Origin of the sequence: Indolivaga macrotermitis, from assembly GCF_900128985.1 — a bacterium.
Lineage (GTDB): Bacteria > Bacteroidota > Bacteroidia > Bacteroidales > Dysgonomonadaceae > Dysgonomonas_A > Dysgonomonas_A macrotermitis.
This window is the reverse complement of record NZ_FQUC01000014.1, coordinates 1-22,676: the sequence shown is the minus strand read 5'-3', so window position 1 is coordinate 22,676 and position 22,676 is coordinate 1. Positions and strand designations below refer to the sequence as shown.

At 38.4% G+C, this 22,676-nt stretch carries 19 protein-coding genes and 1 tRNA gene; 13 read left to right on the top strand and 7 right to left on the bottom strand.

The genetic code is table 11. From position 1 onward, the window contains the following. Positions 1-143 precede the first annotated feature (143 nt). The 8 genes from uxaC to BUC12_RS15485 all read left to right on the top strand — a co-directional run bounded on the left by uxaC (position 144) and on the right by BUC12_RS15485 (position 8,782). Positions 144-1,550 (top strand): glucuronate isomerase, encoded by a 1,407-nt coding sequence (gene uxaC / locus BUC12_RS15520; RefSeq protein ID WP_062181683.1) that lies wholly within the window; start codon positions 144-146, stop codon positions 1,548-1,550. A 61-nt stretch (positions 1,551-1,611) separates the two neighbouring features. Continuing rightward, a complete protein-coding gene (locus BUC12_RS15515) occupies positions 1,612-2,649 on the top strand; it encodes a sugar kinase (RefSeq protein WP_062181681.1) in 1,038 nt (345 codons plus the stop codon). 43 nt (positions 2,650-2,692) lie between these two features. Beyond that, complete coding sequence (locus BUC12_RS15510) at positions 2,693-3,052, top strand: four helix bundle protein (protein WP_062181678.1); 360 nt, start codon at positions 2,693-2,695, stop codon at positions 3,050-3,052. A gap of 39 nt (positions 3,053-3,091) precedes the next feature. After that, the gene (locus BUC12_RS15505; RefSeq protein WP_062181675.1) at positions 3,092-3,763 is read left to right on the top strand and encodes a bifunctional 4-hydroxy-2-oxoglutarate aldolase/2-dehydro-3-deoxy-phosphogluconate aldolase; all 672 of its coding nucleotides are present in this window, start codon (positions 3,092-3,094) and stop codon (positions 3,761-3,763) included. A gap of 20 nt (positions 3,764-3,783) precedes the next feature. Then, positions 3,784-5,340: an MFS transporter gene (locus tag BUC12_RS15500; protein ID WP_082141924.1), complete on the top strand. Its 1,557-nt coding sequence runs from the start codon at positions 3,784-3,786 to the stop codon at positions 5,338-5,340. Positions 5,341-5,372: 32 nt separating this feature from the next. After that, positions 5,373-6,812, top strand: a complete 1,440-nt coding sequence (locus BUC12_RS15495; protein ID WP_062181672.1) for a tagaturonate reductase — start codon at positions 5,373-5,375, stop codon at positions 6,810-6,812. Between the two features lie 63 nt (positions 6,813-6,875). Beyond that, positions 6,876-7,298 carry an HIT family protein gene (locus BUC12_RS15490; protein WP_062181669.1) on the top strand — a complete coding sequence of 141 codons (423 nt, stop codon included), beginning with the start codon at positions 6,876-6,878 and terminating at the stop codon, positions 7,296-7,298. Next, on the top strand, positions 7,295-8,782 hold the full coding sequence (locus BUC12_RS15485) for a UxaA family hydrolase (protein ID WP_062181666.1): 1,488 nt from the start codon (positions 7,295-7,297) through the stop codon (positions 8,780-8,782). Before BUC12_RS15490 ends, BUC12_RS15485 begins: the two co-directional genes overlap by 4 nt. Before the next feature lie 71 nt (positions 8,783-8,853). Here BUC12_RS15485 and BUC12_RS15480 read toward each other — a convergent pair whose 3' ends face one another. The 6 genes from BUC12_RS15480 to BUC12_RS15455 form a co-directional block, all read right to left on the bottom strand. After that, complete coding sequence (locus tag BUC12_RS15480; RefSeq protein WP_062181663.1) at positions 8,854-9,423, bottom strand: energy transducer TonB; 570 nt, start codon at positions 9,421-9,423, stop codon at positions 8,854-8,856. Between the two features lie 64 nt (positions 9,424-9,487). Beyond that, positions 9,488-10,123 (bottom strand): energy transducer TonB, encoded by a 636-nt coding sequence (locus tag BUC12_RS15475; RefSeq protein ID WP_082141923.1) that lies wholly within the window; start codon positions 10,121-10,123, stop codon positions 9,488-9,490. Between the two features lie 444 nt (positions 10,124-10,567). Then, a complete protein-coding gene (locus BUC12_RS15470) occupies positions 10,568-11,266 on the bottom strand; it encodes a M15 family metallopeptidase (RefSeq protein ID WP_244893476.1) in 699 nt (232 codons plus the stop codon). Positions 11,267-11,315: 49 nt separating this feature from the next. Then, a complete protein-coding gene (gene priA, locus BUC12_RS15465) occupies positions 11,316-13,769 on the bottom strand; it encodes a replication restart helicase PriA (protein ID WP_062181657.1) in 2,454 nt (817 codons plus the stop codon). A gap of 8 nt (positions 13,770-13,777) precedes the next feature. Further along, a complete protein-coding gene (locus BUC12_RS15460; protein ID WP_070808606.1) occupies positions 13,778-14,407 on the bottom strand; it encodes a porin family protein in 630 nt (209 codons plus the stop codon). Between the two features lie 529 nt (positions 14,408-14,936). Further along, a tRNA-Arg gene (locus BUC12_RS15455) sits at positions 14,937-15,008 on the bottom strand. A gap of 239 nt (positions 15,009-15,247) precedes the next feature. On the opposite strand from BUC12_RS15455, the gene dxs reads away from it, so the two are divergent. The 5 genes from dxs (at position 15,248) to BUC12_RS15430 (ending at position 22,044) form a co-directional block, all read left to right on the top strand. Further along, on the top strand, positions 15,248-17,158 hold the full coding sequence (dxs, locus tag BUC12_RS15450) for a 1-deoxy-D-xylulose-5-phosphate synthase (RefSeq protein WP_062181651.1): 1,911 nt from the start codon (positions 15,248-15,250) through the stop codon (positions 17,156-17,158). Between the two features lie 20 nt (positions 17,159-17,178). Next, positions 17,179-18,516, top strand: coding sequence for a Trk system potassium transporter TrkA (gene trkA, locus BUC12_RS15445; RefSeq protein WP_062181648.1), 1,338 nt, complete (start codon positions 17,179-17,181; stop codon positions 18,514-18,516). A 640-nt stretch (positions 18,517-19,156) separates the two neighbouring features. Further along, on the top strand, positions 19,157-19,801 hold the full coding sequence (locus BUC12_RS15440; protein ID WP_139262086.1) for a hypothetical protein: 645 nt from the start codon (positions 19,157-19,159) through the stop codon (positions 19,799-19,801). An 11-nt stretch (positions 19,802-19,812) separates the two neighbouring features. Further along, the gene (locus tag BUC12_RS15435) at positions 19,813-21,378 is read left to right on the top strand and encodes a PKD domain-containing protein (protein ID WP_062181642.1); all 1,566 of its coding nucleotides are present in this window, start codon (positions 19,813-19,815) and stop codon (positions 21,376-21,378) included. A gap of 12 nt (positions 21,379-21,390) precedes the next feature. After that, the gene (locus tag BUC12_RS15430; RefSeq protein ID WP_062181639.1) at positions 21,391-22,044 is read left to right on the top strand and encodes a hypothetical protein; all 654 of its coding nucleotides are present in this window, start codon (positions 21,391-21,393) and stop codon (positions 22,042-22,044) included. Between the two features lie 73 nt (positions 22,045-22,117). Here BUC12_RS15430 and BUC12_RS15425 read toward each other — a convergent pair whose 3' ends face one another. Then, entirely contained in the window at positions 22,118-22,432 is a 315-nt protein-coding gene (locus BUC12_RS15425) for a hypothetical protein (protein WP_139262084.1), read from the bottom strand. Positions 22,433-22,676: the final 244 nt, after the last annotated feature.

The window sequence follows — 22,676 nt, the reverse complement described above, 5'->3', positions numbered from 1 at the left end:
TGTAGGATGCTTTTCCATATATCCGTTATATAATGCCCAAGAGTGTGTTCGCACACACAATAAAAAAACGGAAATGACGACAAAAAGCAGAAAGTTGACCGTAAATATGAAAAATATTAACTAATAATAAAAACATTCTTGCAATGAAACAATTTCTCGACGACAACTTCGTCTTACAAACAGAAACAGCACAAATGCTTTTCCATGAGCATGCAAAGAAGTTACCAATTATCGACTACCACTGCCACCTCGATCCAAAACTGATTGCCGAAAACTATCAGTTCGACAATCTAGGAGAGATCTGGCTGGCCGGCGACCACTATAAATGGCGTGCTATGCGCACAAATGGTGTAGACGAACGCTTCTGCACCGGAAAAGATACCACAGACTGGGAGAAATTCGAAAAATGGGCAGAAACAGTACCATACACAATGCGTAATCCATTATACCATTGGACACACCTGGAACTGAAAACGGCATTTGGCGTTACTAAATTACTAAAACCAGAAACCGCCAAAGAAATTTTCGATGCTTGTACTGCTAAACTTCGCACACCGGAATTTTCAGCCCGAGGCTTAATGAAACACTATGGTGTAGAAACAGTTTGTACAACGGATGATCCCATTGATTCTCTGGAATATCACCTTTCTTTGAAAAAAGAAGGTTTCACAATAAAAGTTCTTCCTACATGGCGTCCCGACAAAGCAATGGCTGTAGAAGTAGCTGCTGATTTCATAACATATGTAGAAAAATTATCTACGGCATCAGGGGTATCTATAAGTAAATTCTCTGATCTTATCGCAGCATTGCGCAATCGTCATGATTTCTTTGCCAGTGTCGGGTGTAAACTTTCTGACCATGGTATAGAAGAATTTTATGCAGAAGACTATACTACTTCCGAAATTGAAGCTATTTTCAATAAAGTATACGGAGGTAAAGAACTTACAAAAGAAGAAATCTGCAAGTTCAAATCAGCAATGATGGTAGAAGGTGCTATCATGGACTGGGAAAAAGGCTGGACCCAACAGTTCCACTATGGAGCTATCCGCAATAACAATACACGCCTATTCAATAAATTAGGGCCCGATACAGGATTCGATTCAATTGGAGACTTTAACACAGCAAAAGCGATGTCTAAGTTCTTCAACCGTCTGGATACTAATAACCAATTGGCTAAGACTATAATTTACAATCTGAATCCGAGAGATAATGACCTGATCGCAACTATGATCGGAAACTTTCAGGACGGATCAGTTGCCGGAAAGATCCAATTCGGATCGGGATGGTGGTTCCTTGATCAAAAAACAGGTATGGAAGCACAAATGAATTCTCTTTCAAATCTGGGGTTATTAAGCCGCTTTGTCGGTATGCTTACCGATTCTCGCAGCTTCCTGTCATATCCTCGTCACGAGTATTTCAGAAGAATTCTTTGCAACCTCATCGGTAATGATGTGGAAGAAGGTTTACTCCCAGCATCCGAACTTCCATTTCTGAGTAAACTGGTAGAAGATGTATCTTACTATAATGCGAAAAATTTCTTTCAATTTTAAATAAGGCAACATTAAAACAGCATTTTTATACAAACATTTAAAATTATAATTTATCAATAATATGAAAAAAGTAGTAACCTTCGGCGAAGTTATGTTGCGTTTAGCAACTCCCGGCTATCAACGTTTTATACAGTCTACTAACCTCAATGCCACATTCGGCGGAGGGGAAGCCAATGTAGCTGTATCACTATCTAACTATGGAATACCCACTGATTTTGTAACCCGTTTACCTAAAAATGACATAGCAGAGTGGTGTATCTCTGACCTTCGTAAATACAACGTGGGTGTAAGTAATATTGTCAGAGGCGGCGACCGTGTAGGTATTTATTTCCTCGAAACAGGAGCTGTAGCACGTGCTTCAAAAGTTGTTTATGACCGTGCTGAATCGGCTATTGCACAAATCAAACCCGGCATGATCAATTGGAGAGAAGTATTGAAAGATGCTCAATGGTTCCATTGGACAGGTATCACGCCTGCCTTGTCGCAAGGTGCAGCTGACGCATGTTTAGAAGCTATCAAAATAGCTAACGAAATGGGCGTAACTGTTTCAACTGACCTTAACTATCGTAAGAACCTTTGGAAATACGGCAAAACAGCTGATCAGGTAATGCCTGCCTTAGTAGAAGGCTGCGACATTATATTAGGAAACGAAGAGGATGCAGAGAAAGTATTTGGCATCAAACCTGAAGGTTTCGATGTAGCACATACCGGTGGAGAGGTTAATGCTGCTGAATTCGAATCAGTATGTACTCAGATGATGAAAAAATTCCCTCGCGCGAAAAAAGTAATTATCACCCTACGTGGTTCGATCAATGCTAACCATAACACTTGGGGCGGATGTTTGTATTCTGACAAATTATATCAATCGAAACGTTACGACATTACCCATATCGTTGACCGCGTAGGTGGAGGAGACTCATTTATGGGAGGATTAATCTATGGATTGATTTCTTATCCTTCGGATGATCAGAAAGCATTGGAGTTTGCTGTAGCAGCATCTTGTTTGAAGCATACTGTTTACGGAGACTTCAACCTTGTTACCGTACCGGAAGTAGAAAACCTGATGAAAGGAGACGGTTCAGGCCGTGTATCAAGATAAAAAATAAAACAAATGAAGAATGAAGAATTAATAATGAAGAATAATGAAACGGCTTGATTCTGTTCTAAATATTAAGAGTTATACTTTTGCTATTCGTATAGTGAGGTTATCTCAATATTTGCAGAAAGAAAAATCGGAATATGTTCTTTCAAAACAAATTCTTCGCAGCGGTACGGCTATTGGTGCATTAATAAGAGAATCAGAATTTGGTCAAAGCAAACAAGACTTTGTTCATAAATTAAGTATTTCTTTAAAAGAAGCTAATGAAACAGATTATTGGCTATCATTATTATGCGATACTGAATATATAGATGAGAAACTTTACGAAAGTTTGAAAAACGATTGTAATGAGTTAATCTCGTTGCTTGTATCATCCGTTAAAACATTAAAAAGTAAATTATAATTCCTCATTCTTCATTTTTAATTCTTAATTATAGAAATTATGGCTCGTTTTACAAGAATACAAGTATGTCAGGCAATAGCCGCAACAGGAATGGTTCCTGTGTTTTACAATAGTGACCTCGAAATTTCGAAACAAGTAGTCAAAGCTTGTTACGAAGGAGGCGTTCGTGCTTTTGAATTCACTAACCGTGGAGACTTCGCTCATGAAATCTTCGGTGAACTAAATAAATGGGCTGCAAAAGAATGCCCTGAAATGATTCTCGGAATCGGCTCTATTGTTGATGCCGGAACAGCTTCACTTTTCCTTCAATTAGGTGCAAACTTTGTAGTAGGACCATTACTTAATCCTGATATTTTCAAAGTATGTAATCGCCGCCAAGTAGCTTATGTGCCCGGATGCGGTTCGGTATCAGAAGTAGGTTATGCACAAGAGTTGGGAGCCGAAATAGTAAAGGTATTCCCAGGAGATGTTGTAGGACCTGCTTTCGTTAAAGGCGTTAAAGCTCCTATGCCATGGACCAACATCATGGTAACAGGAGGTGTAACCCCTGCGGAAGAAAATCTCAGCAAATGGTTTAGCGCAGGCGTTGGCTCTGTAGGTATGGGTTCAAACCTTTTTCCTAAAGAAGTAGTAGCAGCAAAAGACTGGGGCAAAATCACCCAATTGTGTAAAGATGCTTTGGCTATTATCGCTAAACTGAGAAACAAATAATAACCCGTAAAATAATAACCATGAATACACCCAATAATACAAGTGGAAAAATGACCGGCTATAGATGGACCATCTGTGCCATGTTGTTTTTTGCCACGACTATCAATTATCTGGATAGGCAGGTTCTGTCCTTGACATGGAAAGACTTTATTTCGCCCGAATTCCATTGGACAAATGACGACTATGGTACAATTACCGCACTCTTCTCTATATTTTATGCAGTAAGTATGCTGTTCGCCGGTAAATTCGTTGACTGGATGGATACTAAAAAAGGATTCCTTTGGGCTATCGGTATATGGTCACTAGGTGCTGTAATCCATGCTTTCTGTGGTATTGCGACATCGGGTATCACTGCCGGAGAATGGTTTGTCGGATTTGAAGGTGCACGTGAAGCAATCTCGCATGTACAAAATATAGGACGTGTTGCCAGTGTCAGTGTAGTACTGTTTATCTTTGCTCGCTTAATTTTAGCGATCGGGGAAGCAGGAAACTTTCCGGCAGCCATCAAAGCCACAGCCGAATATTTCCCTAAAAAAGACAGAGCACTTGCTACAAGTATCTTCAATGCAGGAGCCACAGTCGGTGCACTTGCTGCTCCCGTTACAATTCCTGTAATTGCTTCGGTATGGGGATGGGAAATGTCCTTTATAATCATCGGTGCTTTAGGTTTCATTTGGATGGGATTTTGGGTATTTATCTATAATAAACCCGAAAAACATCCTAAAGTAAATGCAGCCGAGCTTGCTTATATCCAATCGGATCAGGAATCGACAGACCCTGTAGAAGAAAAAGTAGAAGCAGCACAGGAAAGCAAAAAAATATCATTTAAAGACGCTTTCCGCTACAAACAAACATGGGCTTTCGCTTTCGGTAAATTCATGACAGACGGAGTATGGTGGTTCTTCCTATTCTGGGCACCTGCTTACCTAAGCTCGGTATACGGAATCAAATCATCTGATACCGAAGGGCAGTTGGCTATCTTTGTATTGTATGCAATTACACTTCTTTCTATTATCGGAGGATGGTTACCTTCATACTTTGTAGAAAAGAAAGGTATGAACCCATATGCAGGCCGTATGAAAGCGATGTTGATATTCGCATTCTTCCCTCTTTTGGCATTATTAGCTCAACCTTTAGGGCATATTTCTTATTGGGTACCGGTTATCATCATCGGTATTGCAGGAGCAGCACACCAGGCATGGTCAGCTAATATCTTCTCTACTATTGGTGATATGTTTCCTAAAAAAGCCATTGCAACCATCACAGGTATCGGAGGTATGGCCGGAGGTATCGGCTCGTTCCTTATCAATAAAGGTTCAGGGGTATTATTCGACCATAGCCATTTGCAATGGACTACTGTAGACGGAGCTCCTCTATTAGAAAAATTCCCTCAATTTGCGACTGAACATATTCCCGAAGGTTTCTTACAAAGCCTTACCGATAGCGGTTCGGTTGTAGTAGATGGTATCAGCACCGGATATATGATTATATTCTCTATCTGTGCAGTAGCTTACTTGATAGGATGGGTAGTTATGAAAATACTTGTACCTAAGTATAAACCTATCACAGACCTTTAATCCATAACAAAACACTATTTAAAGTAAAGACAATGAAAAAACTAAATAAAACAACTGTCGATAAAAAACAGCTTCCTGTAAAAATCCTGCAATTCGGAGAAGGTAATTTCCTTCGCGCTTTTGTAGACTGGATGATAGACAAAGCAAATGATGCCGGAGTTATGAATCACGGAATAGTTGCCGTACAGCCTATTCCGGGAGGAGAATTCGTTGCCAATCTGTTCAAAGAACAAGATTGTATGTATCACGTATACCTGGAAGGTATCAAAGATAAAAAACCGGTAAAAGAGGTTTCTCTTGTAAAAAGTATCAATGAGGTATTAAACCCTTATACTCAATATGCCGAATACGAAAAGATATTTCTGAGTGAAGAACTGGAGATGATTATCTCCAACACTACCGAAGCCGGTATACGTTACGAAGAAGGAGACGATTTGAATGCAAATCCGCCTAAATCATTCCCTGCGAAAATGACTGCTTTGCTGCACAAACGCTTCACGAAGTTTAACGGCGATGCAAACAAAGGACTTCTTATTGTATGCTGCGAATTGATCGAAGACAATGGTTCTACACTTCATGACTATGTTTTGAAGCATGCTAAGTTCAATAACTTGGGAGAAGATTTTATCAATTGGATAAATACAGCTTGTCATTTCTATGATACTTTAGTCGACCGTATCGTACCGGGATTCCCGAAAGAAAACATCAATGAGATTAAGGAAGAGATTGGATTCGATGACAATCTGGTTGTAAAAGGCGAATATTTTCATGTATGGGCTATCGGAGGAGACTCTATCATCAAAGACAAACTTCCATTAGACAAAGCAGGCTTGAATGTTATCTATATGGATGACATCAAAGATTTCCGTGCGAAAAAAGTACGTATCCTCAACGGATCACATACCGCGATGGTACCTGTTTCCCTACAACTAGGATGCGAAACTGTAATGGATGCATTCAATACACCTGAGGTCGAAAAATACATCAATCAGATGGTTGCTACAGAAGTTCTTCCGGCAATCAACGAAGACCCTGAAGAATTAAAAGCATTTGCAGCAAAGATTCTGGAACGTTTTTATAATCCGTTCCTGAAACATTACCTGAAAGATATATCACTTAATTCTATCTCGAAATGGGAAACCCGCGATTATCCGACAGTATATGACAACTGTAAAAATCTGAATAAGGATGCTAAACTGACCATATTCTCTTTTGCGGCCTTACTGGTTCTTTACAGCGGAAAATCGGAAGTAGCATTTACTCCGAACGATACACCCGAGTTTATAGAGTTTATCCAATCGACATTCAAAGAATACGATATAAACGGATGGGTCGAAGGTATTGTAAAACACAAGGAAATGTGGAAAGAAAATTTTGCTGAAGTTCCTCAATTCATAGATGAAGTTGCCGATGACGTCAAGCTGATACTAAACGGCGGAATGCTCAAAGCTCTTAAATCGATTATGGCTTAAAACCAGATATCAGGGAGAAGGGCAAATCCTTCTCCCTTTTTTTTCCTAAAAAACTTTTCCGATATGAATAACGACTGTCTATATTGTAATAAAAATCAGACTCAAAAAGACCTGATGATCGAAATTTGTGAGCTAAGTGTTTCTACCGTTTTCTTATTCAAAGAACAAACGTATAAGGGACGTTGCGTTATCGCTTATAAAGACCACAATGTGGAATTATATCAACTGTCGCCCGAAGAACTTCTGGCATTTATGACAGATGTGAATAAAGTTGCTGCCACTTTGGCAAAGCTATATTCACCCGCAAAAATCAATTACGGAGCCTATTCCGACAAACTACCACACCTACATATACATCTGGCTCCCAAATATGTAGACGGAGCGGACTATGGTTCAACTTTTGTTATGAATCCTCAAAAGGTATATCTTACCGACCCAGAATATACAGAAATGATCAATTCTATAAAAAAAGAACTAGTAAAATGAATAAGTATATAAAAATCAACCCAAACGACAATGTCTGCGTAGCGATAGAGAACCTCGCAGAAGGTGATGTCGTTAATGTAGAAGGTGCATCAATCACCATTAAAAATACGATCGAAACCGGACATAAGTTTGCCATAAAAGATATCAAAACAAACGAAAACGTAATCAAATACGGGTATCCTATCGGGCATGCTACTACCGATATACAAACAGGTGAACATGTACACACTCAGAATGTAAAAACCAATCTACACGATAATCTGCAATACTCGTATGTACCTGTGCACCCCAAACTGGATATACCTAAAAGCCACCTGAAGGTAAACGGATATCTACGTTACAACGGTGAGATGGGCATCCGTAACGAACTGTGGATAGTTCCTACTGTAGGCTGTGTAAACGGACAGGCACAAGCTATTATCGAAAGAGTAAAAAGAGAACTGGACGTTGCTCACATAGACGATATACGTGTATACACACACAATTACGGCTGCTCTCAGCTCGGAGACGACCACAACAATACCAAGAAAGCCCTTGCCGCTTTAGCAAAGCATCCTAATGCAGGAGGTGTACTTGTACTAAGTTTAGGTTGTGAGAACAATCAGCAATCGGACTTTAAGAAAGAGATGGGCGAATGGGATCCTGAAAGAGTCCGTTTCCTTATTTCGCAAGAAGTACAGGACGAGATTGAAACCGGATTCCAGATGATGAAAGAACTGGTTGAACGTATGAGAAAAGATAAGCGCGAACCTCTTCCGTTATCTAAACTGAAAGTTGGTCTGAAATGTGGAGGAAGCGACGGCTTCTCAGGAATCACCGCCAACCCGCTAGTCGGTCAATTTTCAGATTGGTTGATCGCACAGGGAGGAACAACTATACTGACAGAAGTACCTGAAATGTTCGGTGCAGAAACTATCCTGATGAACAGAGCGGAAACAAAAGAAGTATTTGACGATACTGTAGCATTGATAAATAATTTCAAGAATTATTTCCGTAAATTCGAACAACCCATTTACGAAAATCCATCACCGGGAAATAAAGCCGGAGGTATCACAACCCTTGAAGATAAATCGTTAGGTTGTACTCAAAAGGGAGGTAACTCGGAAGTAGTAGACGTCTTGGACTATGCCCAACCTGTAACCAAACACGGATTAAACCTGTTAAACGCTCCGGGTAATGACCTTGTAGCAGCATCTGCACTTGCACTATCAGGATGCCAGATTGTTCTTTTCACCACTGGTCGCGGAACTCCATTCGGAGCATTTGTTCCAACGATGAAAATTTCGACCAATACCCGTTTGTTCAATTTCAAGAACAACTGGATCGATTTCAACGCCGGAGTCCTTCTTGAAGGAAATAGTATGGAAACAGTATTGAAAGATTTTGTAAACTTTATCGTCAAAACAGCTGACGGAGCGCATCTGAAACACGAAATTACAGGATTCAAAGAAATTGCCATATTCAAATCAGGAGTCACTTTATAAAAAAGACTCGAATAACATAATATAAAAAGAAGGTACCATATAGGTACCTTCTTTTGTTTATGATAGATTATTTAATGCAGTAACCTAAAATTGACAGGCAAAACATAACTAATATCGGCAGTCTGCCCATTCTGCTTTCCGGGAATCCAACGGGGCATTGCTTTCACTACCCTCATCGCTTCTTTATCACAAGAGGGGTCTAAACCCCTTATTATCTGAATGTCTGCAATAGAACCATCTTTCTTAACCACAAACCGGAGAGTAACTCTCCCTTGAATTCCATTTTCCTGTGCTATGACCGGATATTTCAGATTGTTCGAAATAAATTTCATCAACTCCTGATCTCCTCCCGGAAACTGAGGCATTACTCCAATCGTATCAACTTCTATATTTATCTCCGGTTCTATTTCTTCAACTATTACTTTATGCTCTCTTAATACAGTAACATGCACTTTCTCCGGAGCTTTTTCTTCATCTAAAGGTATAGTATCAATAACAATTGAATCATTCACTAATGTGGAATCTTCCACTTCAACAGTCAAAGAATTACTATCTGCAACATCCTCCGGATTAGCAGATGTATTATTTTTACAGCCAATCAACAATAGAGGCAAAAATAAGATTAAACAGATTTTCTTCATAGACGGTGTTGTTTCATTAAATTATTAAGTCGAAAGGTAGTTTATATTCTCAAAACATTCAACTCTAAGAGTCTAATTTAAATGTAATCGGTATTGTATAATATACATCCACAGGTATCCCATTTTGCTTACCCGGAATCCAGCGTGGCATAGTAAGGATAAGCCTTACAGCTTCTTTTTCCATATCGGGATGAGGGCTTCTCAGCACTTGCCAATCCCTCAATACCCCTTCTTTGTTTACAACAAAACGGATAACAACGCGCCCTTGTACACCATCGTGTTCTGCACTTTCAGGATATTCTAAATTATCCTTGATAAACTGCATCAGAGCTTCTGTCCCTCCGGGAAAATCAGGCATTTGTTCTACGTTATGGAAAGGCTCTTTATTTTTATTTTTCACCTCTAATGTATCATTTATAATTTCCGGATATCCGGTACATCCACCAACTACAATATCAGAAATATCTTCACATTCTATTATTACAGGTGGAATAAAACATACTCCGGTTTCTGGTTTGATTTTAGCAGAATCTATAATACTTTCCGAGACTTTACTATCCATGTTAATAGAAGATGAATCTATTACTGTTGAATCTGTATTTATAGACGACATTTCTGAGGAAGGTGTATTTTTGCAAGAACCGAATAATACTATGCAAAGACAGCATAGTGCGGCTATATTCAGAGATAGATTTTTCATGGCATAAGTCTTTTATTTTCCTTATAGAGAATAAAAGTCTGGAAATTCCATAAATAAAAATTATGCGAATCTGTAGTTGAATGTTCTTTTGTTATACACATAATCCAGCCTATGCCTGTCAACCGAAGACACATACTAGTGAATAAATAAAAAATCAGAGTACTTCTCTCAACTTCTGATTCGTGCTATTTTTATCTATCATATAAAAAGAGGGTTCATTGATATATTGAAACTGAAGAAACTAAAAGGGGAAGCTAAAAAAATAAATTTAAGAAAGGTGTCACCTTTGTCACCTTATTGGGGATAAGAATCAGTAATACAGACAATAAGTAGGGTAACAGATGTTACACATGTGTCACCTTTTTGTCACCTTTGTTTAGTTTACTGTCACCTTCCTGCAAAGATTATAATAGCAAAAGAAACAGATTTATTCTTACGAACAAATTACTCAATAAGCGGAATATTATTCTTGGCATATTCCAATGTCGAAGCATTAAAATGCCACCATTCACCACGAATAGCTATAAACCCGGCTTCGGTCATTACCCGTCTTAACAGTCGGCGGTTTACGACCTGCTCTGTAGTCAAAACCCCTTTTGAAACCAGTTCATCTTCCTTATTAATACCGGCAGCAGCGCCAAAATAGTCAAAAGGTGTCCCCATATCCAGAGGCAGACCTTCAACAGTACAGATTGTGAGGTCTACAGCCATACCATAATTGTGCATACCCGTTCTCGATGGATTGGCAACATAAGCATGATACGGTGTATTTTGAACTACCGCATACATCTTTTTTTGGACAGACATAGGACGCGCAGCATCATATATTAGCAAAAACAGGTTATTGTCATAGTCTTTTAATAAGGTTTGAGCTTTTATTAGTTTTTCAGCAGCTTGGGGATGCAGGTAAACATTACTCAATGAATCGTATAATATAGTCTTTGTAAAATTATCAGTAGAAGCATATTTCAGGTCAACTTTGATGGACGGATCGAGAGTCCGGATATTCAACAAACCATGTTCATTAAGATAAGACTCTAATGCGGATACCTCAATTACCGATTCGATATCTTCGACTACAACCGAATCATTTGCCACTTCAATATCCGTGTCTTCCTTCTCCCGTGTTTGCTGCTTTTTCAAATCATTACAGGAAAACAGGAAACAAAAGCAACTCATTATCATAAGATATTTACATCGGATCGACATCATAATAAAGGAGGACTGATTTATATTTCGAATTTTGTAAAACATATTTATGGCAAAGGTCAATCATTTCACGAACTTTTGATGGTGAGGCCTGATTTTCAATTTTCAGAAGGATTTTCCTGATATATAAAGACTGGATACGTGCTACCGTAGGCTTAACCGGACCTAATACCCGGTCATTAAATGTCTGGCGCAATATCCGTCCAAATTCTCCGGCCATAGAATCTACAAGCGACTCATCTTTAGCCTTCAGAACAATCTCTATCAATCTATAGAAAGGAGGATAACGGAATAATTGGCGTTCGTTTATCTGAGTTTCATAAAAACCGGCATAATCATTATTCCGGATAAAAGAAATGATAGGATGTCCGGGATGGGCTGTTTGTAAAAGCACCAGTCCTCGTTTATTCTTTCGTCCGGCTCGCCCGCTAACCTGTGTCATTAGCTGAAAAGCCCGTTCGTGAGCCCTGAAATCGGGATAATTCAACATCGAATCGGCATTGAGGATCCCGACAACACTTACATTATCAAAATCGAGCCCTTTCGACACCATCTGAGTACCTATAAGTACATTGGTTATATTTAGTTCAAAGTCGGCAATTATCCGTTCATAAGCGCGCTTACTACGGGTAGTATCCAGATCCATCCTCACAACATTCGCTTCAGGCAGTTGTTCCGTTACAAGTTCTTCGATACGTTCGGTTCCATATCCTTGAACGTCCAAAGTCGGAGTCTGACATTCGGGGCATTGAGAGGGTACAGAATATACTGCTCCGCAATAATGGCATATCATAACCCTTTGCCCTTTATGGTAAGTTAAACTCACATCACAATGCTCACACTTCGGTGTCCATGAACAGGTTTTACACTCAAGTAATGGAGCAAATCCTCTCCGGTTCTGAAACAGGATGACCTGCTCTTTTCTGGACAACGCTTCCTTCATCTCGTCCAGAAGAGGAGGAGAAAGAATGGTTTTCATGATCTTTCGTCTGCGCAGGTCTTTTGTATTAACAGGCACAACTTCGGGCAATTCTATCTCTGCATATCGTTTAGATAAGGTTACCAATCCAAACCGACCTTCGAGGGCATTGTAGTATGTTTCGATAGAAGGTGTCGCTGTTCCGAGCAAAACTTTTGCTCCGAAATTTGCAGCCAAAACAATAGATGCATTCTTGGCATTATAACGAGGAGCCGGATCTTGTTGCTTAAAGGATGATTCGTGTTCTTCGTCGACAATAATGAGCCCTAACTTCCGGAAAGGAAGAAAAATAGCCGATCTTGCTCCTAAAACGATCTTGCAATCATCTTTAGTTAACAATGATTGCCAAATCTCCGCCCGTTCGTTATCATTGAACTTTGAATGATATACCATCAACTGATTACCGAATACAGATTTCAACCGGTCGGTCATTTGTGCCGTTAGTGAAATTTCGGGCAGCAGATACAAAACCTGCTCCCCTCTATCAATAGCATCCTGTATAAGACGGATATAAATTTCGGTTTTCCCCGATGAAGTAATGCCATGAAGGAGAACAACCTGCTTATCAGTAAACGCGTGGTTAGTTTCGTTATAAGCCTTAGATTGGTCGGGCGTAAGGTCTTTTATCGGTTTCAGCGTTGCATCTATACTATTGAAGCGGCCTACTTCGAACCGGAAACTATTGAGTATCCCCTTTTCCTCTAAACTATCCAATACTGCAGCAGTCACAGCCGCTTCATCCATCAGTTGTTTTTTAAGTATGTAGAAATCGGGAGGATTTCCTGCTTCATGTCTTAACTCAAGAAAAATATATAGTAACTGAAGCTGTTTCTTTGCTCTTTTTAATTCATCCAGAATCTGCGAAAGTTCTTCATCCGAAAAGTCCTTAGCCAGCCGATAGGCAGTTTCGGTTTTAGCCGAATATTTATTTTTAACCCGTTCACTAATATAGGCTGCTCCTTTATCGACCAGTGATTTCACATAAGGAATAGCATTCGATATGTGGGTAATTTTTTCAATCTCAGATATTCGTAGTGGTTTAGTATCAGACAGGATATAGAATATCTTTTCCTCATTAGGTGTAAAAGAAACCTGAGATTCAAACTCCGGATCTAAAAACACATGTGTTTCACTTTCTAGTTTTAAAGCTGCAGGTAACGCTGCTTTCGAAACTTCACCTAAGGTACACATGTAATACGAAGCGATCCATTCCCAAAACTGCAATTGTTCGGGCAATACGATCGGATATTTATCTAAAACGGAGATTATTTCCTTAATCTCCGTTTCTAATTTTTTATCTTCATGTATACGATGTATTATAGCCGTATAATACTTTTTCTTTCCAAACTGTACTATCACACGACATCCTATGTCAATCTGATCAGCTAGTGAATCAGGAACTGAATAAGTAAATACTCCCTGTAAAGGTAACGGCACTATTACATCAATATACAACATTTATCTTCTTAGAAAAAGTATGTAAGGTTAACACTCCAGTTGTCCGGTTTCTTCTTTAATATATTACCCCAACCAGTATTATCCGAATAATTATCAGTCAAAGCTTTGCGGTAATACATACCCAATTCAAGGTGATTCAGCAGTTCAACACCTGCTCCTGCATTAATACCTGCTCCGAACGATTTTGATTTATATTGAGTATCTAAATTTTCAGGTTTCAAGTCACCTCCGCTCAGCTTAAATTCAGCATAAGGACCAGCTTGAATAAATACCCCAAATAATCCCATGATACTGAATTTCTTCTTAAGATTCAAAGGAACTCTCAGGTAGTTATAATCTGATAGAGAATAATTGGTTCCGCTTTCTTTAGAGTCCTTTACATCATATTGCTGATGTCCGTATAAAACTGAAAGCTCACCACCCCATCCTACAATAGGAGCCATCAGTTCCATAGTTCCTCCAATTTGGAAGCCTAGACGGTTATGGGCATTCAAAATATCTTTATTGATACGGTTATTGCTAACGTCAAAACCTCCTTTTAACCCGAAACGTAGCTGAGCGTTAGCTTGTGTAGCTCCAATAAAGATCAGACAAGCAACAGCCAAACCTTTTACTAATCCCATGTAATTTTTTTTCATAATCATAATTTGTTAGAAATAAAATAAAAGAGTCTTGTCAATCGGCAGCTTAAAATACATAAATAATTATTTAACAGACTTTTTTATTGTAATATGTTTGTATTTCTTTTTATCGCTACCCTACTTGCGACGGCGCAAATATAAGCATTCTTATTGAATATCTTTTCTATTCGCAGACCGAACAAAACAATCTGACCTTGACAAAACTATTCGTTATAAATAAAAACAACATATGTTTATTTTGGTTCGGTGTTGTAATAACTTGCTTGCTCTATTCTTTATAATAATGGAAATCAACGTCACTCATAGATCTAGTCATAAGATTGAATATCTATAAGTGACAGCAACATTATTCAAATTTCGGACTTTTTAAAAGAGTCAATAATCAAAAATGCACAAAATAAGTCCGAAATTGTATGCACTTTGAATGTTTTTGCAATGTACTTGCAATGTATCTTGAATGTACTTATAATGGAGTATCAGAAAGGTGTGAGACATAAAAAAGCCGCTATTGAAGCGGCTTCTAATGTAGCACGACCGGGAATCGAACCCGGATCTAAAGTTTAGGAAACTTCTATTCTATCCATTGAACTATCGCGCCCTCTCTCTGTTTATTATAAGAGACGGTGCAAATGTAATAGAATTTTAGTTACCTGCCAATATCATAAGTAGCATATCCTTATCAAAAAACCCATTTATAATTCATTTTCAGAATAATACCTACATTTAATTCATATTTTAAAAGTTAAACATAGGATTACAACCATTTGTTTTATAATTTTGCTATTTATTTTTCGTTTATTTATATTATCTAAGAATATTCACAAGTATAAGTTAAACATGTCTGAGAACGAGAAGACCAATATACCATTATTACGGACAATAGATTCTCCAAAAGATCTTAAAAAACTCAATATAGACCAGCTCGACACTTTGTGTCAAGAGTTGAGGACATTCATTATAGATCAATTATGCAACAATCCCGGACACTTTGGGTCCAGCTTAGGTACAGTAGAACTTACTGTTGCATTACATTATATATATAATACCCCTTACGACCGTATTGTATGGGATGTAGGTCATCAGGCATACAGTCATAAAATATTGACAGGACGCAGAGACCAGTTTCATACAAACAGAAAATTCGGCGGTCTGGCAGGATTCCCAAATCCGGAAGAGAGCGAATACGATACATTTTCGGCAGGACATGCATCCAATTCTATATCGGCTGCACTGGGCATGGCTGTCGCCTCTCAGGTTCTTAACGAGAAGAAGCAGGTAGTAGCCGTTATCGGCGATGGTTCCTTAACCGGAGGATTAGCTTATGAAGGTCTTAACAATGCCAGTTCTCAACCAAATGATCTACTCATTATCCTGAACGATAACGAAATGGCTATTGACGATAATGTCGGCGGCTTAAAGGATTATCTGGTAAAGATGACAACATCGCACACTTACAATAAAGTAAGAAATGATGTTTACCAAAAATTTAAACGTAAGAACCTGATTGGAGAAAAAGGGAAGAATTTTATTCTCAGATTCAACAATAGCCTGAAATCTTTGATTACTAAACAGCAGAATATATTCGAAGGGCTTAATATAAGGTACTTTGGTCCTGTTGACGGTCATGACCTGAAAGGACTGATACGTATTCTAGAAAATATAAAAGATCTGAAAGGGCCTAAGCTACTACATATACATACAGTTAAAGGCAAAGGCTACAAACCGGCAGAAGAATCAGCTACAGAATGGCATGCACCCGGTAAATTTAATAAAGATACCGGCGAACGCATCGTTTCACAGGCTAAAGACCAGCCCCAATTATATCAAAATGTATTTGGCCATACGTTGGTCGAATTAGCTGAAAAAGATAAACGTATTGTAGGGATTACACCTGCCATGCCTAGCGGATCATCTATGACTTTCATGATGAAAGCCTTTCCCGAAAGGGCATTCGATGTTGGTATTGCCGAAGCTCATGCCGTAACTTACTCCGGAGGATTAGCCAAGGAAGGATTAATTCCTTTCTGTAACATCTATTCATCGTTTATGCAACGGGCCTATGATCAAGTTATACATGATATCGCCCTTCAAAAACTACATGTTATATTCTGTCTCGACAGAGCCGGATTGGTTGGAGAAGATGGCCCTACGCATCATGGAGTTTTCGATTTAGCATATATGCGTTGTGTACCTAATCTCATTGTCTCGTCTCCATATAACGAGCATTATTTGAGGAATCTTATGTACACAGCAGCATACGGAAACGATGGCCCTTTTGTTATCCGTTACCCGAGAGGACAAGGAGAATTAAAAGATTGGGAGTGCCCTATGGAAGTTTTACCTATCGGAAAAGGACGGAAAATCAATGAGGGTAATGATCTAGCTGTGATCTCGATCGGACCTATAGGTAATACTGTAAGTTCTGCGATCAAAAAATTAGAAGAAAAAGGACATAGTATAGCTCACTACGATATCATATTCTTAAAACCTATAGATACTGAATTACTTGATGAAGTGGCATCTAAGTTCAAAAAAGTGGTAACTGTAGAAAATGGCGTTATTGCAGGAGGTTTGGGGTCTGCTGTACTCGAATATTTTTCAGATAGAAATTATCAGGAGATAGAAGTTACACGTATAGGTATTCCCGATGCGTTCATCACCCACGGATCTATTCCCGAACTGAATAAACTCTGCAAAATAGATGTAGAAGGTCTGACCGAGCAACTAGGCCAGGTTCTCAAAAAATAATATTCCTTAAAGGTTTTACTATGAGAGTTGTTATCGGAGGAGCCGGTGCAGTCGGCACCCATTTGGCCAGATTGCTTTCCGGCGAAAATCAGGATGTAATTTTAATGGATTCAGATAAAGAAAAATTGAATCTGTCGAAAGGCAATCTTGAAATAATGACTATGGAAGGCTCTACCACTTCTCTGAAAGATTTAGATGAAGTAGGAGTTGAAAATGCTGATTTATTTATCGGCGTTACACCTGATGAGTCCGTAAACATCACCTCTTGTATGTTAGCCGCGAAAATGGGTGCAAAAAAAACTTTTGCCCGTATAGACAACTTCGAATACCTGCTACCGAAGAATAAAGAGTTTTTCGAAAGTTTAGGTATAAACTCAATGGTCTACCCGGAAATGTTGGCTGCCAAAGAAATAGTTTCTGCCCTGAAACGCCCTTGGGTCAGGCTTTGGGTCGAATTATTTGGAGGATCAATCATATTGGTAGGAGTAAAAGTCCGGGATAATTCTGAATTGGTAGACAAATTCTTATACGAAATATCAAGTAGTCAAAAGAAATTTCATATTGTAGCCATTAAGCGCAACAATACTACAATCATCCCAAAAGGTAAAGATAAAGTCTTCACAGACGATATTGTATTTTTCACTACAACCAATGAATTTATTGACGAAATTCCAGCTATTGCAGGAAAAAATAAATTCGAAGTAAAAGATGTAATGATAATGGGCGGTAGCCGTATAGCTATACGTACCTGCCAATACCTCCCATCGGACGTAAATATTAAGCTGTTGGAGGTAGACAAAGAAAAATGTTATAAGTTACTAGAAAAGGTACCAAAAAATGTCACCGTATTTCATGACGATGGACGTAACTCCGAGTTTATGCAACAAGAAAGTATCCGCAATATAGATGCTTTTATCGCTGTAACCGGAAATGCAGAAGCCAATATTCTGGCTTGTCTCGCAGCAAAACGCTTCGGAGTTCCTAAAACGGTAGCCGAAGTCGAGAATATGGATTATATCCCAATGGCGGAAAATCTGAACATCGGTTCTATCATTAATAAGAAATTGATAACTGTAAGTAATATATACCGGTTCTTATTAAATGCGGACGTAACAAATGTAAAAACACTCACTTTTGCCAATGCCGATGTTGCAGAGATTGTAGCACGCCCCAATTCTAAAATAACAAAAAAAGAAATCAAACATCTTTCATTGCCTAATAACATGACTGTAGGAGGATTGATGAGAAACGGAGAAGCTATGCTCGTAGATGGAGATACTCAAATAGAGCCCTATGATAATGTTGTTGTTTTTTGTTTAGATGATGCTTTGCGGGAAGCCGAGAAATTATTTAATTAACCACACTAGTAGTTATTTAGTTTGTTTGTTAAAAGAAAAGAATCTATATTTGCCACAGAAATAACTCTTTATAGAATATACATGAATAATATTTTCACACATAAAATTGACAACAACGATCTAAAATTTAACAATTTAGATTTGTATTTATGTGCTGAAATATTAGAGAGAGAGAGAGAGAGAGAGAGAGAGAGAGAGAGAGAGAGAGAGAGACGCATCACTTGCGTTAACTAAACAGAATTTTTCTAAAATACAAATTTTTCTATTGTGTCAAAACTACGGGACATTTTTCTATGTCTTCGTATACTTCGTCATATATATCCATTTCAAAATAAGTTGGCTAGGCAAACTGTGTCCGGTAGAATCATTGTTGTTTTGTTGTCGTTCGAATACTATTTCGGATAACAGATCATGCTTTGGCCGACTGACCTTTGCAGCAGGGTGCAGCGTGTGCACTTTGCTGCTTTCTTTTCATCGATCTAATCAATTGTTAGAAACACAAAGATGCCAAGGCAGAGCAAAGTCCTGCTCCTACAATATCCTGCTTCAAAAACAATTACTTCATATTACAAAAACAGCAACAAAAGGGTCTGCGACCCCAACAACTCTTTATAAAAACAACAAATTTTTAAGAATGATAATGAAAAAGCTTTATTTAATTACTCTCAGTTTAATCGTATTTGGATCGCTTCATGCCCAGATCGGAATAAACACAGATAACCCGCAGGCAACATTACATGTATCTCCACAGACTACAGGATCCTCGACAGCCGAAGGTATAATTGCGCCGAACCTGACCCGTGCACAAGTTATTAGCAAAGATGCACAGTACACAACAAATCAAAAGGGAGCCTATGTCTATGTGACAACCTTAGACGGAACACTAACAACCAAAACGGCTAAGATTACTATACCGGGATATTATTATTTCGATGGTAGTATTTGGCAACCGATGGATTACACTCCCGAATTTTTATATCTACCCTCTTTCAACCTGCCTGTAACGGCAATAGCAACAGGTGTAACTTACGATCTTTACACCAATGTTTACAAATTGCAATTCACTAAGGCAGGAAATTCGAACTTTGTGAGCAGTAATTCAAGTTTAGCTCAGATTCCCACTCTATACACTGCAAGTCAACTCGATTTTGTTGTGACCTATTACGATAATACCATTATTAAAGTTAATAGTGTATCGGCTGCAGGCGTTCTGAACTACGACGTACTGAACACCAATCCCGACAATAATTCATTTATCAATATCGTGTTGGTAGTTAAGAAATAAAGGAGGAACAAATGCTAAAAAAATATTCGATCTTATTATTATTGCTATCAGCGGTATTCTCCGGCTTTACTCAGAAGGAGAATAGTAACTGGTTCTTTGGCTATTATGCTGCCATGACATGGAAAACCACGACCAGTTACAGCGCAACAGGTATGTACGGGACTGCTAATGCTACTCTAACCGGAATGCCCACAGCTATATCCGGATCACCTTTAACTACATCCGAAGGTTGTTTTTCAATATCCGACGCCGATGGAAATCTATTATTCTTTTCGGATGGTATGACTATCTGGGATAAGAACATGGATATAATGACTAACGGATCAGGTTTAACGGGGAATAAATCATCTGCACAATCAGGGATAATCTTTCCTTACCCTTACAATCCGACTAAATACATAGCAGTAAGTTTAGGGGAGAGACAAGCCGACAACCTCTCTTACTCCGTTGTAGATATGTCTCAAGGAGGTGGATTAGGTGCAGTAGATGCTACTTATAAGAATATTCTCCTAACAGGTCAATCAGGCTTACTGGGAGAATCGGTTGCAGCAGTAAGGCATAGTAACCGAAATGATTTTTGGATAGTAGCAGTCGGACGCAACACCACTTCTCCCAATTACCTGAATGTATGGAAAGTTACTTCTACAGGGGTACAAACAGCTCGACATAGTAGTATTAGTGTAAATGTAGCTACATCTCCTAGTGCTCCCGGTGGATATATCAAATTTACATCGGATGGACAACATTTTGTTTGGGTTGACTTTGGTAATCAGTTCTTTGTTTATGGAGATTTTAATCCATCGACAGGTATAATAAGCAATGTCAGAGTTCGTACTGGGGCGTTGAATACTACATCACCTTTTGGCTATGGCTATGGAGTTGAGTTTTCTGCCAGTGGTAAATATCTATATCTGACCTATGCCCCGAGTAATGTAGGTACAAATAACACATCAGGATTATTGGTTTTTGACTTTGAAGCTTTGCTAGCTACTTCTACCCCTAATACAATTAGCCCTATAATATCCATAGTGAATCCAGTTTCTCTAACAGATGGAGTGACAGACCATTTCGGTGCTATACAAACCGGACCTGATGGACGCATGTATATTCCGCGGTTTAACTCAACCGGAATGTTTGTAATTGATAATCCTGAAGATCCCTCCAATATGAAAATGTATAAAATAAGTGATCTTCTTACAGCCAGAGGGGTTTGGGGTCTACCAAACTTCGCCGCACCTTGGTTTCGTATGGAAATTGATCCACCCTCCAATTCCGAGCGTTGTGCCGAAGCTAGTGCTACTTATCTTCTCGAAGTCATTAACGGGATGGGACTAACAGACGTTTCCAGAATAGTGATGGACTTTGGAGATGGGGGAGCCAATTCATTAGTAACGATTACCAGTCCTTCTTTAGGAACATATACCCAAGCTTATACTTATAAGAAACCGGGAACCTACACTATTACCGTCACCGCTTACAATTCGAGCGGAGGTGTAGAGTTAACTACATCATCACAGATGAAGATAAACACTTGTGCATTAAGGGTAAATCCTCACATCAGAGGCATAAATGAATAAAGAAAATAAAGAATGAAAAAAATAAAATATATACTAGCATCTTTCTTATTATTGGGAAGTTCTGCATCTTATGCACAGGTTGGGATTATTAACAGTGGAGCGAAAGCTAGTCTACACGTAATGCCTCTCTCTACTACAAGTAGCACGGCCGAAGGAATCATTGCTCCTAATCTGACAAGATCTCAGCTAATTTCAAAGGATTCTCGCTACTCTACAGCTCAATCCGGAGCAATAGTCTACGTAACTGCTATTGATGGCACAGCGACCTCTAAAACTGCAAAAGTAATCAATATAGGGTATTACTACTTTGATGGTTCTCTTTGGCAAGCGATAGACCAACCGGGACAATATTTTTACTTACCTACATTTTCTATTCCTGCTTCGGCTATAGGTACTGGATATACTTTCGACCTGTATAACAATGTATATAAGATGCAGTTTATTCAAACAGGCAATACATCATATACAACAAGCAACAGTACTTTAAGCATGATTCCGGCAGGTCGCTATGCAGCCACAGAGCTAGATTATGTGGTTACTTACTATGATCAGGACGTTATAAAAATCAATAGTATATCAGCATCAGGAGTAATTAATTATAATGTAATCAGCACATTGCTAGGGCCCGGTTCATTTATCAATGTAGTACTAATTACTAAACGATAGTAAAACCACATAATAATATAAAGTCGGGTAGATATATTTATCTACCCGACTTTATATCATTATAAATTATTATTCAATAATTAGCACGAATATAATTACCATCTTTTATATAAATAATAACACCATCCGAAGTATCCTTTCTTATATTATCGCCATCAATGTAATATGCTATTGTACCAAAAGCACTACTACCATACCGAATGTTATTACCATCAATATTATATATAATAGAACCATAAGTACTACTACCTGCTCTTATATACTTATTATCTATATTATACACAACACTACCCGAAGAGGATGCACCTTCTCTAATACATGAACCATCTATATTATAAATAATATCTCCAAGTCCACTTAAGCCAAAGCCGGCGCATTCTGTTGACATAAATAATATTCCTAAAATCGGAAATAGAAAATAAAATAGTCTCTTTGAGACAAATGAAAAGATTGTGTCCATAATCATTAAGTTTAAAGAGTTGTTTATACTTATATGATATGACTGGTCATATAGACAAAGGTTTAACTATTAATAGTGTTTTCTATTCAACAAAGAAATTAAATTATCTCCTAAAGGTTTCCTATATGCTCATCTTATAAATTATATTATATTGTATGTTGTTATGCTTATG

Excerpts from the sequence above, each read along its gene's own strand:
- BUC12_RS15500 (WP_082141924.1), top strand. The coding sequence starts at position 3,784 with ATGAATACACCCAATAATACAAGTGGAAAAATGACCGGCTATAGATGG.
- trkA (WP_062181648.1), top strand. The coding sequence starts at position 17,179 with ATGAGAGTTGTTATCGGAGGAGCCGGTGCAGTCGGCACCCATTTGGCC.
- BUC12_RS15485 (WP_062181666.1), top strand. The coding sequence starts at position 7,295 with ATGAATAAGTATATAAAAATCAACCCAAACGACAATGTCTGCGTAGCG.
- BUC12_RS15515 (WP_062181681.1), top strand. The coding sequence starts at position 1,612 with ATGAAAAAAGTAGTAACCTTCGGCGAAGTTATGTTGCGTTTAGCAACT.
- uxaC (WP_062181683.1), top strand. The coding sequence starts at position 144 with ATGAAACAATTTCTCGACGACAACTTCGTCTTACAAACAGAAACAGCA.
- BUC12_RS15480 (WP_062181663.1), bottom strand. The coding sequence starts at position 9,423 with ATGAAGAAAATCTGTTTAATCTTATTTTTGCCTCTATTGTTGATTGGC.
- BUC12_RS15475 (WP_082141923.1), bottom strand. The coding sequence starts at position 10,123 with ATGAAAAATCTATCTCTGAATATAGCCGCACTATGCTGTCTTTGCATA.
- BUC12_RS15435 (WP_062181642.1), top strand. The coding sequence starts at position 19,813 with ATGCTAAAAAAATATTCGATCTTATTATTATTGCTATCAGCGGTATTC.
- BUC12_RS15440 (WP_139262086.1), top strand. The coding sequence starts at position 19,157 with ATGAAAAAGCTTTATTTAATTACTCTCAGTTTAATCGTATTTGGATCG.
- BUC12_RS15505 (WP_062181675.1), top strand. The coding sequence starts at position 3,092 with ATGGCTCGTTTTACAAGAATACAAGTATGTCAGGCAATAGCCGCAACA.
- BUC12_RS15510 (WP_062181678.1), top strand. The coding sequence starts at position 2,693 with ATGAAACGGCTTGATTCTGTTCTAAATATTAAGAGTTATACTTTTGCT.
- BUC12_RS15430 (WP_062181639.1), top strand. The coding sequence starts at position 21,391 with ATGAAAAAAATAAAATATATACTAGCATCTTTCTTATTATTGGGAAGT.
- priA (WP_062181657.1), bottom strand. The coding sequence starts at position 13,769 with ATGTTGTATATTGATGTAATAGTGCCGTTACCTTTACAGGGAGTATTT.
- BUC12_RS15460 (WP_070808606.1), bottom strand. The coding sequence starts at position 14,407 with ATGAAAAAAAATTACATGGGATTAGTAAAAGGTTTGGCTGTTGCTTGT.
- BUC12_RS15495 (WP_062181672.1), top strand. The coding sequence starts at position 5,373 with ATGAAAAAACTAAATAAAACAACTGTCGATAAAAAACAGCTTCCTGTA.
- BUC12_RS15425 (WP_139262084.1), bottom strand. The coding sequence starts at position 22,432 with ATGTCAACAGAATGCGCCGGCTTTGGCTTAAGTGGACTTGGAGATATT.
- dxs (WP_062181651.1), top strand. The coding sequence starts at position 15,248 with ATGTCTGAGAACGAGAAGACCAATATACCATTATTACGGACAATAGAT.
- BUC12_RS15490 (WP_062181669.1), top strand. The coding sequence starts at position 6,876 with ATGAATAACGACTGTCTATATTGTAATAAAAATCAGACTCAAAAAGAC.